General features: G+C 46.0%; 14 protein-coding genes. All 14 read right to left on the bottom strand.

Annotated features, from left to right (window positions below):
- A partial coding sequence (locus tag B3O33_RS11500) for a hypothetical protein (protein WP_292363626.1) occupies positions 1 to 545 on the bottom strand: 545 nt, incomplete at its 3' end.
- 85 nt (positions 546 to 630) lie between these two features.
- The gene (locus tag B3O33_RS11505) at positions 631 to 1,986 is read right to left on the bottom strand and encodes a globin domain-containing protein (RefSeq protein ID WP_292360279.1); all 1,356 of its coding nucleotides are present in this window, start codon (positions 1,984 to 1,986) and stop codon (positions 631 to 633) included.
- On the bottom strand, positions 1,986 to 2,702 hold the full coding sequence (locus B3O33_RS11510; RefSeq protein WP_292360281.1) for a ParA family protein: 717 nt from the start codon (positions 2,700 to 2,702) through the stop codon (positions 1,986 to 1,988). Before B3O33_RS11510 ends, B3O33_RS11505 begins: the two co-directional genes overlap by 1 nt.
- Positions 2,703 to 2,705: 3 nt before the next feature.
- Positions 2,706 to 3,164 carry a chemotaxis protein CheW gene (locus B3O33_RS11515; protein WP_292360283.1) on the bottom strand — a complete coding sequence of 153 codons (459 nt, stop codon included), beginning with the start codon at positions 3,162 to 3,164 and terminating at the stop codon, positions 2,706 to 2,708.
- A 1-nt stretch (position 3,165) separates the two neighbouring features.
- The gene (locus B3O33_RS11520) at positions 3,166 to 5,055 is read right to left on the bottom strand and encodes a chemotaxis protein CheA (RefSeq protein ID WP_292360285.1); all 1,890 of its coding nucleotides are present in this window, start codon (positions 5,053 to 5,055) and stop codon (positions 3,166 to 3,168) included.
- A gap of 11 nt (positions 5,056 to 5,066) precedes the next feature.
- Positions 5,067 to 5,429 carry a response regulator gene (locus B3O33_RS11525; RefSeq protein ID WP_292360287.1) on the bottom strand — a complete coding sequence of 121 codons (363 nt, stop codon included), beginning with the start codon at positions 5,427 to 5,429 and terminating at the stop codon, positions 5,067 to 5,069.
- On the bottom strand, positions 5,414 to 5,713 hold the full coding sequence (locus B3O33_RS11530) for an STAS domain-containing protein (RefSeq protein WP_292360289.1): 300 nt from the start codon (positions 5,711 to 5,713) through the stop codon (positions 5,414 to 5,416). Before B3O33_RS11530 ends, B3O33_RS11525 begins: the two co-directional genes overlap by 16 nt.
- 169 nt (positions 5,714 to 5,882) lie before the next feature.
- Entirely contained in the window at positions 5,883 to 6,326 is a 444-nt protein-coding gene (gene fliJ / locus B3O33_RS11535; protein ID WP_292360291.1) for a flagellar export protein FliJ, read from the bottom strand.
- 37 nt (positions 6,327 to 6,363) lie between these two features.
- Complete coding sequence (gene fliI / locus B3O33_RS11540; RefSeq protein ID WP_292360293.1) at positions 6,364 to 7,782, bottom strand: flagellar protein export ATPase FliI; 1,419 nt, start codon at positions 7,780 to 7,782, stop codon at positions 6,364 to 6,366.
- Entirely contained in the window at positions 7,769 to 8,455 is a 687-nt protein-coding gene (locus tag B3O33_RS11545) for a flagellar assembly protein FliH (protein WP_292360295.1), read from the bottom strand. Before B3O33_RS11545 ends, fliI begins: the two co-directional genes overlap by 14 nt.
- Complete coding sequence (fliG, locus tag B3O33_RS11550) at positions 8,442 to 9,455, bottom strand: flagellar motor switch protein FliG (RefSeq protein ID WP_292360297.1); 1,014 nt, start codon at positions 9,453 to 9,455, stop codon at positions 8,442 to 8,444. Before fliG ends, B3O33_RS11545 begins: the two co-directional genes overlap by 14 nt.
- Positions 9,455 to 11,146 carry a flagellar basal-body MS-ring/collar protein FliF gene (fliF, locus tag B3O33_RS11555; protein ID WP_292360298.1) on the bottom strand — a complete coding sequence of 564 codons (1,692 nt, stop codon included), beginning with the start codon at positions 11,144 to 11,146 and terminating at the stop codon, positions 9,455 to 9,457. The genes fliG and fliF overlap by 1 nt, the downstream gene beginning before the upstream one ends.
- A 29-nt stretch (positions 11,147 to 11,175) precedes the next feature.
- Entirely contained in the window at positions 11,176 to 11,508 is a 333-nt protein-coding gene (gene fliE, locus B3O33_RS11560) for a flagellar hook-basal body complex protein FliE (RefSeq protein ID WP_292360300.1), read from the bottom strand.
- A 43-nt stretch (positions 11,509 to 11,551) separates the two neighbouring features.
- Positions 11,552 to 12,357: sigma 54-interacting transcriptional regulator (locus tag B3O33_RS11565; RefSeq protein ID WP_292363627.1), on the bottom strand; the 806-nt coding region annotated here is incomplete at its 5' end.

Genomic DNA, 12,357 nt, shown 5'->3' on the forward strand with positions numbered 1-12,357 from the left:
TCCGCATTATTTGATTTGCCTGTCTGTACGCCAATGCTTTGGGCAGTCGGCTTTATTACCGACGCAACTAAATCAGAGGTTTTTTTATCAGCAGTTACATCCGTTATCTGAGGGAGATTTGTTTTATTGACCAGCCCCTGTTGAGCAGAGATTTTTTTGCCACCAGCTTCATCTGTAACTGGCGTGACCGACAATATAAGTGGATGTTTAGCTTCATCACTGGTTTCTGCAGCTTCTTCCGAAGCAATCTTATCTGTTTCTTTTTCTGTCTTTGCAGTGCTTTTGTCAGTTTTTTCCAGCGGCAACTTTTTGCCGTCTTTCGATTCGGACTTTTCCGCTTTATCGTTTTTTTCCGTTTGTTTTGAATCTATTTTGGAATCGGCTTTAGCTGTTTTATCCTTTGCAGATTGTTGGTGGTCATTCACCCTACGATCCAGTTCAGACGCAAAAGCATCATTATCCTTGTTGTTTACAGCTGATTTAACAGATTTATCCGCATTACTGTTGTTCACAACATTGAGGGAGGGAAGGGTCAGCTGTTGCATTATGTCGTTTCCTTAAACTCTGATTTACCAGCTCATACAGGCTGTTTAAGTAATGAAAAGCAATGGCTGTGCCAAACTTGCAGATTCATGGACCAGCCTTTGAGGAAATCGCATGGATAAGATGCGTTAAGGCTTGTGTCTGTTGAGATAATTGGTGACTGATTTGTTCAATTGAATGGCGATTCTGGCTCTCCTTAACCAGAAGGTTTTGAGTCAGCTCCATTTCCAGTTGCCGGGCAAGCTCAATACTTTTGGTTAACTGTTGCTGCTGTAGTCCGGATTGAACCTTTAATGGTTGCAGCAATTGACTCAACTGCTGATTCAGGACGCGGATCTCCATTGAAAAGTCGCGTAGTTGACGTGCTTCATCACCAAGTTTTGCCGCTTCCACTGTACAGTTTAAAGCCAGCAAACTGGTTTCAAATACAGCGTCATCTATTTCCTGCAACATCCCCGTCAAATGACCGTTTTGTGTTTGTACTTCATTAAGGACTTTTTCAAGTGACGTTAAAAGATTGCTGTGTATTGTTGAGACACCAGTGGTTGACGATGTTTTGGGGTCTTCCGGATGTTGACTTACTGCCGCAGTTTGCGGATAACACTCAAGCAAAAAACCTTCCGGTTCATCATTTTTATACAACACAGAAATTGTCACTCTCAAATCGAGATCCGCATAATGCAAATCAATGCTTCTCGGTAACTGCTCAAAGTTACTGAACCAGTCGATTGGAAAGGGTATTTTTTCGGCAAAATGTTGTAGAGAAGCCCCGGTAATACTGTCAAAACTGATATTAGGGAAAAAATGTTCAAGACTGGCTTGGTGTTTATTTAACAAACTTTCAGCGGCCGCATTGAGATAACGAACCACCAAATTCAAATCCATCATCACCATTGGAGTTGCAGTTTGAGCTACAGCTAGCGATGTAAGTGCACACTCCGCAGTGGAGTTTTGATTTGTCTGATTAACCGCTTCAGGGTCTGTAACCTGCGTGACGGGTGTTTGCATCAACTCGGCGACATACTCAAGAATGTTGCGCCAGGCTTGCTGTAACGGTTCATTCCATTCCTGCTCAGAAAACTCAGAAATCACCGATAACCAGTTTTCAATAAACATCTCGTAATGCGAAGCTTCGACACCATATTGTTGATGACGAACACCTAATCCCTGCAGGTAATCCTCAATTATTGCTGAGTCACGTAAATGCTTAATCAGCATAACCATGGAAGCCAGTAACTTTTTATGCTGTCCTTCAATTGTTACTGATTTGAATAAAGTCGTGGTCTCAGGGTATTCAGCAAATAAGCGCTGATAAAAGCGCTCAGCCAAAGCGTCGCTGAACCCCATCAGCGTAGCAAAATTATGTTCAACCAGCGTGATATCATGCTCAGCCAAATCAGCTGATTCACTGACCAGATTTTGTCGTAGCGCATTTTCAGCCATTAATCTGCTCTTCCCAACAGCAAATCGTTTGCCAGAGATTGATAATCTGCCCGATTGGCAGACTCGTTATCGTATATCACCGTTTTCAGCACTCGCTTCGGAAAATACTGCGTTAATAAATGACCAAACTGGTAAGCAAAATCACTGCCATCCGGTAATCTATTTAAACACAGCCATAATCTTAATGACTCTGCTCTCAACTTCGACACCCGTTGCAATACGGGTAACATTTTTATCATACCGCGTAGTGCTCCGTGTCCTGCAGAAACCGGAATTAACATATCTGTAGCCGCTAACACCGCATTGGTCCCTAACAACCCCGATAAGGCTGCACAGTCAATTAGAATAATATCTGCATCTGCCTGTATTGTCGAAGTAAGTAATTGCTTCAGTTGCATACCGAGTTTTGCCGAGGGTGTTTGTTGCTCGTACAAAAGCAGCTCCGGACCGGATGCAATAAGCGATAGATGCTCAGTTAAGGGCAGTAATAGCTCGCTTGCCAAAGCATTATCACTTAACAGGGCATCCATTCCTGGTTGCGTTTCAGGCACACCGAACTGTCGGCTTAAATCAGACTGGGGATCCAAATCCAGCATTAAAACCCGATAGCCCATTTCTGCCAGGATAACACCTAAATTTGCAGTGACCGTGGTCTTCCCAACATCATGCGTTTGGTTCATCACCGCAATGATGCGCTTGGCTCCTTGCTCAGACATCCCTTACGCTTGTTCCTTAATCAATTGCTCAAATAATTTACTGATATCAAGCCAATGGATTTTTTGTGAATGATTGTCCAACACAGCCTTCAAACAAGGATGAACCGCTGAGCTTGATGACATTTTATGCAGATCTTCCTTGAGCAAAACGCTACTGAGATCTGTTACACAAAGCGCCAACCAGCGCTGTGAGTCCCGAGGATGGCGCAATAACACAAGTAACGGATAAGCAGATTGAATCACTGGCTCAGCGGAACCTATTAGTTCATTCAGATTGACGACCGGTACAATTGCATTACGAATATGTGCCACGCCTGACAGCCAATCAGGTGTATGTGGCAATTGAAGTATATCCTCCAGTGCGAACACACTGACAATACTATGGACTGGCACCATGAACTTTTGGTGACTGATCACCATCAACTGGTAAATATCCTGATTTAAATGCACTTCGCTGGTCATTTCAGCTTTCACCAAGGTTTGAGAATGACATCAACAATCTGCCGGGCTCGAGCAATAAAGCCAAACTTCCCTCAGGCAATATGGCAACCCCTTTAACGCCACTCAGATGACGATAGTGTGGACGCAAGGATTTGATTAACAACTGCGCCTGTTCTGCCAGACGCTCCACTTGCACGGCAAAAAAATGGTTTTCCGCATTCAATACGATGATAAAGGTCGCCTCATCATCTTCAGGCTCAGGTGCCAATTGCAGAAACTTACCGAGATCGAACAAGGGAATTTGACGACTATCATCCGTAATAAACCACTGCTTGCCATGCTGCCAAATCACTCTGTTGCTATCAAAAGCATAACTATCGATTAAATTGATTAACGGCAATGCAACTGTCTGCCCGGAAACGCTGACCAGCTGAACATCAACCAGAGAACGCTGAACAGGAATATTCATCGTAAAGCAACAGCCTTTTCCCTGAGCAGAGACCAACTCAATACTGCCGCCCAAATCGGTAACGTGCTGCTTGACCACATCCAGCCCGATACCTCTCCCGGAAATAGCATCGGCCGATTTAGCCGTTGAAAAACCCGCACGAAAAATCCACTCGCTGAGTTGCTGACTGTTCTTTATTGAGTTCTGAATGTTAATGCCCATTTGCCTGGCTTTTGCCAGAATCTGTTGCTCGGACAGTCCCGCTCCATCATCACTGAAACGGATTAATAACTGCTCATCGATTTGCTCGGCGGATATATGAATCTGCCCATTAACGGGTTTGCCGGACTGTTGACGCTGTTCAGCGGATTCAATTCCATGCGCCAGCGCATTGCGTAACAGGTGCATCAAGGGATCCATCAATGAATTGATGATCAGACTATCCAGTTCAATGGCTGCAATATGCATATGCAGTTGTACGGGTTTATTGGTTTTTTGTCCCAGATCAAAAGCCATCCGAGGCAATCTGGCAAAAGCATCAGCCAAAGGGCGCATCGTAATCTGTAACAGCTGTTGCTGTAACAGTTGCTGCTGGCGCTTCATCGCATGATTACGACGCGACAAACGAACTTTATCCGTATGATTTAACTGGTCTGTCAACGCAATAGCTTTATATAACTGCGACTGCAGCGTTTGAGAAACAGTGAGTAATGAATCCAGATCCGCTTCATTCAGTTTGTAACGATTTGGCTCAATGAGCCGGTTGGTTTGGGGTAAAGCCAGTAAATCTATGGTTAAATCACACAGATGTTTTACCCATTCGAATTGAGTCGCCAGCTTTTTATAATCCAGTTCTGCTTTAAGGGTGATCTGCCAGCGCAGATAACATTGAAATGGATCAAAATCAGCAAAATCCGGCAATTTATCAGTGAATACCGAGACTTTAACAGGCCCCAAATTACGTAATGCCCTGATAATACGTAAAGGATCATGACCGTTTTCAAAAAACTGCCGGTGCGGTGCAAAATCAATTTGCCAAACTGAACCATTTATTTCCTGAGGGAGCCTGGCATTTGATGTTTCTTGAGTACGCTGCACCTGACTCTTCAGCATAGCGATACAATCTGCCAGATTTCCGTTCTGCAACTGCGGACTTAATTCAGGTTCATTTAAGCTTTGGCGGCAATAGTCAATTGCTGTTAACAACGTTTCACTATCCTGCACACTGAGTTGCTGTTTATCTTCCAAAAAACTCTCTATGGCATGGCAGACCTGCGCCATAACATCATGACCAAAACTGGCTGCCGTACCTTTCAAAGAGTGCAGTAATCTGCGCGTTTCTTGCGGCTCATTGTAGGCCGATACCTCCTGTAATGAGGATACTGTCCATTGTTCTATTTGCTGCAATGTCTCCAGCGCTTCTTCTTGAAAAGCGGCTGTTGCAGAAGATAATGAAGGTTTCATTGATATCAGATTTAATTCAACAGTGAATTAACCGTCAGGACCAACTGCTCAGGGTCAAACGGTTTTTTCAACCATCCGCTGGCCCCGGCGCTGCGTCCAATTTGTTTTTTATCTTCATCTGTTTCGGTCGTTAACAGCAGCACGGGAGTAAACCGGTATTGCGGTAGTTGGCGAAGCAGCACAATGAATTCCGGCCCACTTAGCTGTGGCATATTAAAGTCACTTAATATCAAATCGAACTGCACTTCAGACACCATTTCAAGCGCCTGTTTACCATCTTCTGCGCACAACACCTCATGATCGGAATTCTGCAAAATAATTTGCAGCATTTGTCTTAACGAAGGCGAATCATCCACTACTAATATGCTGGCCATCCTAGTTTTTCTCCATTGCCTGATTCGTCTGATGACTGCTGGTTTTCCATTGTAAACATTAATCCTGATAAGTTGACTGCATCCTGAAAGTTCTCACTCATATCTGACCAAACTACCTGAATACCGTAATGTTGTGCCTGTTGATAAAATTGATACAACAATTGCAGAGCTGCGGTGTCAATTTTTTGTAATCGACTGACATCGATATAGATGCTGTCTCCAGCAAGCAATAGTTTCAGACAATGCAAATACCAAAGCTCCAGTTGAGTAATGGTGAGCTGCACTCCGCAATCCAGCGTTGTTTTTGTATGCATCATAATTATGGCTTTTCAAATACTGTTTTTGACAAAAAAACTTGGAGGCAACACGTTATCCATTGGCAAACCTATCAAAATTCCAAGCTGCACGGAATTTTCCGCTTTTTAAAGGTTAATGCAGAGACTATGCCAGTGTTTATTTATGTCTGCGCGCCCAGAGCATAGCAGTATGTTCATCTGCCAACCGCTGTTCCAGTTTTTGCTGTCGTTGTTCGGCTTCGTTTTGGTAGCGATCTTTGAGGGATTCGATTGAACGTTGTTTATTTCTGGCTTCCAGCCATCGCTGTTGTTGTTTTTGTGTCTGAACAAAACAGCGTTCAACCTGACTCTGTTGTAAGCGTATAGCCTGATCTAACTGAGCCAGAAAATTTCGTAAATCAATGGCTTTGCGTGCGCTCATCTGTAGCGCATCGCCTTGTCGAAACTGTTGCAGATATTCTTCACGATATCGCAATAAGTCATTGAGCTGATGTCTTTCCTGATCTAATACGTTATTGGCCTGAACCAAGTCTTGCATGGCCTTATCCGTATCACGGCCAGCCATTTCAATCACTGGGTTTAGTTTAGTTGCCCGTGTCATGTGCTCATAAACCCCGTATAAGAAAAGTTAAAAGCAATTAGAAATTGCGTTGTTCCGCTTGCATCAGCTGTCCATTTAACTGTGGTTGATTACTCATTTGTCCAAAAGACAGTTTTTGTAATGCCTGAATGCTGTTATTCCAATCATGCGCCACATGCATATCCTGTTTCAACATTGCTGATAAAGCCGGATAACGATTAATTGCTTCATCAATATGTCGATCACTGCCAGCCTGATAGGCTCCAATAGTAATAAGATCCTGATTTTGTCGGTAAGTGGCATAAATCTGCTTGAATTGCTGCGCCAGCTGTAAATGTTTGGCATCCACCACCTGCGGCATGACCCGGCTGATCGATGCTTCAACATCAATAGCAGGATAATGACCGGCTTCAGCTAATTGTCTGGATAACACAATATGCCCATCCAGAATGGCACGGGCCGCATCAGCCACCGGATCCTGTTGATCATCACCTTCAGTCAGGACGGTGTATATCGCGGTAATTGCACCGCCACCTATTTCACCACTGCCGGCTCGCTCAACCAGTTGCGGCAATAATGAAAACACTGAAGGTGGGTAACCTTTAGTGGCTGGCGGTTCACCTACCGCAAGTGCAATTTCCCGCTGCGCCTGTGCAAAACGCGTCAGTGAATCCATCAGCAATAAAACCTGTTTGCCCTGATCCCGAAAATATTCCGCAATACTGGTAGCCAACATGGCACCATGCAAACGCATCAATGGTGAATGATCTGCCGGTGAAGCTACTACTACGGCACGTTTCAAACCTTCTTCACCAAGAATATCTTCTATAAATTCTTTTACTTCACGTCCCCGTTCGCCAATTAACCCCACGACGATCACATCGGCTTCGGTAAAACGGGTCATCATACCCAGCAATACACTTTTGCCCACACCACTGCCGGCAAACAGACCCATCCTTTGTCCACGGCCAACGGTCATTAACGCGTTGATTGCCCTGACACCGACATCCAGATGCTGTCTGACCGGGGCGCGTGATAACGGATTGACGATTTTTCCATGCAGGGGAGCTTTATCTTTTACATTCAATGGTCCGCGACCATCCAGTGGCTTTCCGGCACCATCAACGACCCGGCCCAATAAGGCTTCGCCTACCGGAACCTGGGAATCACTGCGAATCGGTCTGACACGAGCATTAGGTACCAGACCACGAATGTTGCCAGTCGGCATCAGATAAAGCGTTTCGTCATGAAAACCAACCACTTCCGCTTCAACCGGTTCACGTCCCGGGGCATAAATTTCACATCGGCTGCCAACGGATGCTTGAAATCCAACCGCTTCCAGGGTCAACCCCACCATACGGGTTAAACGTCCTTCAACTGTAATCGGAGTCTCTTGATCGGCTGCTAATCGCGCGTGATGTTGTTGCAACTGCTGTTGCAACGCTATAGCACGATTATTGGGTTCAGGAGGATTCATAGTGATTGTCTTGACTCAATAACCGTGAAATCAAATTGTTGAGTCGTGTTTCAACCGTGGCATCAATCGTGGTATCCGCAGTGACCAACCTTACTCCTCCGCGAGTCAACAGCGGATCTTCATACCACTGCCAGCCGGCATCCTCATCCAGTTTCAGGCCATTTTTGACCAGCTCCATATCTTCGGGATTCAGATAGACCTTAAGCTGGCGATCACTGACCGGTAATACAGCCAATGCCTCTCTGACAGCTGTGATGACAAGCTCCGGTTGCTGGCGGATCTCTTGATAAATGATTTGTCGGGTCAGCAGACTAAGCATGGCAAGCAAATCCTGCTCGACAAGGGCGTCAACAGCTTTAAGTGGTGCATGAAGACTGTCTATTAAGGTTTTCCAATGTTGTGATTGCTGCTGAATATCGGCTTCACCCGATTTGATACCAGCCTCATGGCCTTGCTGATAACCTTCATCATATCCCAGTTTAAAACCTTCTTCCTGGGCAGCCTGTTGAACGGCTTCTATAGCTTCAACCGTAAGCGGGCTTGCATTTTCAGCTTCTACATCAGAAACCGAGACAACGCGTGGAACCTCCCACCGCTCATACGCGTTGGCTAACTCTTCGGCAGATAAAACGTTGGCATGTTCGGTCGTATAAAGATCATCAGATGAAGTCATCACCACCACCGCCGCTACCTAATGCAATATCACCTTTATCGGACAGCATCCGCGCGGTAGCCAGAATGGATTTTTGTGCGGCCTCGACATCACTGACACGCACTGGTCCCATGGCTTCGAGATCATCACGTAGCATTTCCGCCGCACGCTGAGACATGTTTTTAAGAAACTTCTCTTTAAGATTTTCGTCAGCACCTTTAAGTGCCAACTGTAATTGATCGGTTTGAATTTCACGCATCAGCGTCTGCATACCGCGATCATCGACATCAATCAGATTATCAAAGACAAACATCAGATCTTCGATATTCTGGCCCAGATCCGGTTCTGCCTCTTTGATTTTTTCCATTATGGCCGCTTCACGACTACCCTCAACAAAGTTCAGAATATCCGCCGCCGTTTTCGGCCCCCCCACTGTGGCCGTTTGTCCACCAGCATTGCCACTGAATTGTTTTTCCAGGATCTCATTGAGTTCGTTCAGTGCTGCAGGTTGTACGCCATCCAGGGTTGCAACGCGAAGCAGAATGGCTGCCTGATCCCGTTCAGGAAACATTCCAAGAACCTGTGCTGCCTGATCTGAATCCAGGAAGGAACATACTATCGCCACTATTTGGGGATGCTCCAGACGGATGACTTCATAGATAGCGCGTGCATCCATCCATTTTAATTGTTCAAGACCGTTCGTGTTACCACCGGAAAGGATCCTGTCGAGCAAGCCACCAGCCCGTTCTTCACCCAACGCGCCGACCAGCATTTTCCGCACATAATCATGGGACCCAATGCCAAGGCCGGTCTCCTGCTCAACAGTAGTGACAAAACTGCCTAAAACAGTTTCAACTTCACCACGGGTCACATTGCTTAATGTCGCCATGGCCTGACCGATTTTCTGAACCTCTTTTGGTCCCATATGTTTTAGTACTTGAGCAGCATCTTCCTCACCTATCGAGCGAAGAAAAACAGCAGCTTTTTCAGTACCTGTTAATTTACGGGGTTGTTCGGCCATTATGCATCACTCGCTGCCCAGTTTTTTACCACTTGCGCTACCAGCGCAGGGTCCTGCTGTACTAAGCTACGAATATTAGTCAAATGCTGTTCAACGCGCTCAGAACCAGTCGTCAGTTTAGCAATATCCTCTCCATTTTTACTACTTGCTGCCAAAACCTGTTCTGCCGACATGCCTTCCGCGTTTTCACCGGTTTGATTGGCTAACTGTTTATCTGGGGATTTATTCAGATCCCTGAAGGCTGGCCGTATCAACCCAAAAATCAGGAATAATACAACCAAGGCTCCCAGTACTTGCTTACCAACCTCCCAAAACCATGGTTGTTCCCACAAAGGAATACTGGGCAAAGGTTCAGCTTCAACCGGTGTAACAAACGGAGCACTGACTACATTTAAACTATCACCACGTGCCATATTGAAACCGATAGCATCCATAACCAGGGTATTAATCCGCGCCATTTGAGCATCATTCAACGGCGTACTCACCATATTACCTTCAGCATCTGTGGTTGCGGGTTCATCAACCAGCACAGCAACACTCAACTTACGAATACTGCCAGGTGCCAGGCGGCTATGGCTGATCGTACGATCCAGTTCGAAGTTGCGGGTACTGCGTTTCGTGCTGGAGCCAGGTGTTACCGTGTTGGTGACCACTTCACCATCTTCCCCAACATTTTCCTGCACTGCCTGTTCCGGAGCGACTCCACCACCAGGAGGCTGGTTGGTTAGGGCTCCAGGTACCCCCATAGGCCCCAGTCCTCCAACACGTTCTTCTTCGGCAAGCTGTTCACTGCGTAATGCTGCCAAATCCGGGTTGTAACTCTCCTGAGTTTGTTCAGTCACGGTAAAGTCAACATCAGCAACGACCTGCGCACGGACACCATTCATCCCCACGATCGGGGTCAGGATATCTTCAATACGACTGATATATAACTGTTCAAGCTTTTGGGTGAACTCCAGCTGCGTATCACTCAATGCCATGCTGCTATTGCGTTCTGGCTGACTAAGCAAATTACCGCGCTGATCGACTACAGTAACATCCGAGCTTTTCATATTCGGAACGCTGGCAGCCACCATATGCGTAATAGCGGCAATATGACCTCGTTCCAAGGTTCTGCCAGCATACATATTCAGCACTACTGACGCGGTGGGCGGTTTACGTTCACGAACAAAGACAGATTGTTTTGGAATTGCCAGATGCACCCGGGCACTTCTGACATTCTGTAATTCAGCCACCGAACGGGCAAGCTCCTGCTCCATCGCGCGTTGATAGCGAGCCTGCTCAATAAACTGACTGGTGCCAAAACCCTGTTCCTGGCTCAGAATCTCCATGCCCTGTGCTGAGCTACGTGGCAAACCTTCCGCCGCCAGACGTAAACGCAAGCCCTGAACTTCTGACGCCGGAACCAGTAATGCGCCTGACGTTGGATCCAGCTTATAATCGATTTTCATCTGCTGCAGTACATTGGCAACTTCAGATGACTCCTGCGCCTCCATTCCTGAAAACAACACCTGATAGGAAGGTGTCTGCGACCACATAAATACGTAACCACCCACAGCAATACTCGCGGCAATGGCTAATAAAAACATGATTTGTTTGGTCACCGGCTGGCGGGAAATATTGTTTTGCATCACCGCCAGAGGAGAATTGGCAGCAAATGTATTCGTTTTTGTAGCAGGTACGTTTTCCATGTTTCAGCTCTTCAGTTTAACCAGCAACATTAAATCGACATTCTCATGACTTCCTGATAAGCCTCGATAAGCTTATTACGCACCTGGATAGTTGCATCGAAAGCCACACTGGATTTTTGTGAAGCAATCATAACGTCAGTTAAATTCACACTGGGATCACCCAACTCAAAAGCGGTTCTTAACTGACTCGCAGTTTGTTGTGTCTCATTCACCTTATCAACAGCATTTTTCATCAAATCGGCAAAATCAACTCGTCCGCTGGACAAATTTTGCTCTGCCGGCATGGGCATGGCTTGATTTGCCTGAGTTTGCATAGCCCGCATTTGTGTCAGCAGCTGGTTGGGATCAATCGCTTTTATCATAAGAATCTTCTCGCTTTGTGTGACTTGGTTGAGCTTGGTTTATTTATGCAGACTTCTTGCCAAATTTTCCGGGAATGGCAACGCCCTGTTCACGAAAACGAGAAATCTTGTAGCGTAACGTGCGTTCGCTGATACCCAGTTCTTTTGCAGTTTCACGTCTGCTGCCCCGATGTTTGGCCAGCATGTCGAGAATATGACGCTGTTCATGACTGCGTAAATCATCCGCATTAACCGTCAGTGCATCAGAATTATCGTCCACCATCACTGGTACAGGGTTTACTTCAGTATTGCTTTGCTGAGTTCCGGCCAGGGTTTCGTAGGCAAGGTCTTCGGCCTTGATTACTGCGCCTCGCTGTAAAATCAAAGCGCGCTGAATAACATTATCCAGTTCACGCACATTGCCTCGCCAGCTGTGCCGAGACAATTTGATTTGTGCTTCATTATCAAAATGGGGCGCCACCTTTCCACTGTGCTGACAATGACGCTCAAGTAACTGCTGAGCCAATGGCACAATATCTTCCGGTCGTTCGCGCAAAGGTAATAACTGCAAAGGAAAAACGTTTAATCGATAAAACAAGTCTTCGCGGAAACGACCGGCCTTTACTTCTTCACGAAGTGTGCGGTTAGTGGTTGCCAGTACACGTACATCCAGCGATAAGGTTTTTCTTCCTCCCAGGCGCTCTACTTCCCGCTCTTGCAACACCCGCAATAATTTAGCCTGTAATGAAATATCCATTTCGGTAATTTCATCCAATAAAATCGTGCCTTGATTTGCCTGTTCAAATTTACCGGCATACGCTTGAGCTGCGCCGGTAAATGCCCCTTTCTCATAGCCAAACAATGTTGCTT

The sequence above is a fragment of the Methylophaga sp. UBA1464 genome (assembly GCF_002325665.1).
In the GTDB taxonomy this organism is placed as follows: domain Bacteria; phylum Pseudomonadota; class Gammaproteobacteria; order Nitrosococcales; family Methylophagaceae; genus Methylophaga.

Bases quoted from the DNA above. Each gene is read 5' to 3' on its own strand.
- fliI (WP_292360293.1), bottom strand. From the start codon at position 7,782: ATGAATCCTCCTGAACCCAATAATCGTGCTATAGCGTTGCAACAGCAG.
- fliE (WP_292360300.1), bottom strand. From the start codon at position 11,508: ATGATAAAAGCGATTGATCCCAACCAGCTGCTGACACAAATGCGGGCT.
- fliF (WP_292360298.1), bottom strand. From the start codon at position 11,146: ATGGAAAACGTACCTGCTACAAAAACGAATACATTTGCTGCCAATTCT.
- B3O33_RS11520 (WP_292360285.1), bottom strand. From the start codon at position 5,055: ATGAAACCTTCATTATCTTCTGCAACAGCCGCTTTTCAAGAAGAAGCG.
- B3O33_RS11515 (WP_292360283.1), bottom strand. From the start codon at position 3,164: ATGACCAGCGAAGTGCATTTAAATCAGGATATTTACCAGTTGATGGTG.
- fliG (WP_292360297.1), bottom strand. From the start codon at position 9,455: ATGGCCGAACAACCCCGTAAATTAACAGGTACTGAAAAAGCTGCTGTT.
- B3O33_RS11545 (WP_292360295.1), bottom strand. From the start codon at position 8,455: ATGACTTCATCTGATGATCTTTATACGACCGAACATGCCAACGTTTTA.
- B3O33_RS11525 (WP_292360287.1), bottom strand. From the start codon at position 5,429: ATGGCCAGCATATTAGTAGTGGATGATTCGCCTTCGTTAAGACAAATG.
- B3O33_RS11505 (WP_292360279.1), bottom strand. From the start codon at position 1,986: ATGGCTGAAAATGCGCTACGACAAAATCTGGTCAGTGAATCAGCTGAT.
- B3O33_RS11510 (WP_292360281.1), bottom strand. From the start codon at position 2,702: ATGTCTGAGCAAGGAGCCAAGCGCATCATTGCGGTGATGAACCAAACG.
- fliJ (WP_292360291.1), bottom strand. From the start codon at position 6,326: ATGACACGGGCAACTAAACTAAACCCAGTGATTGAAATGGCTGGCCGT.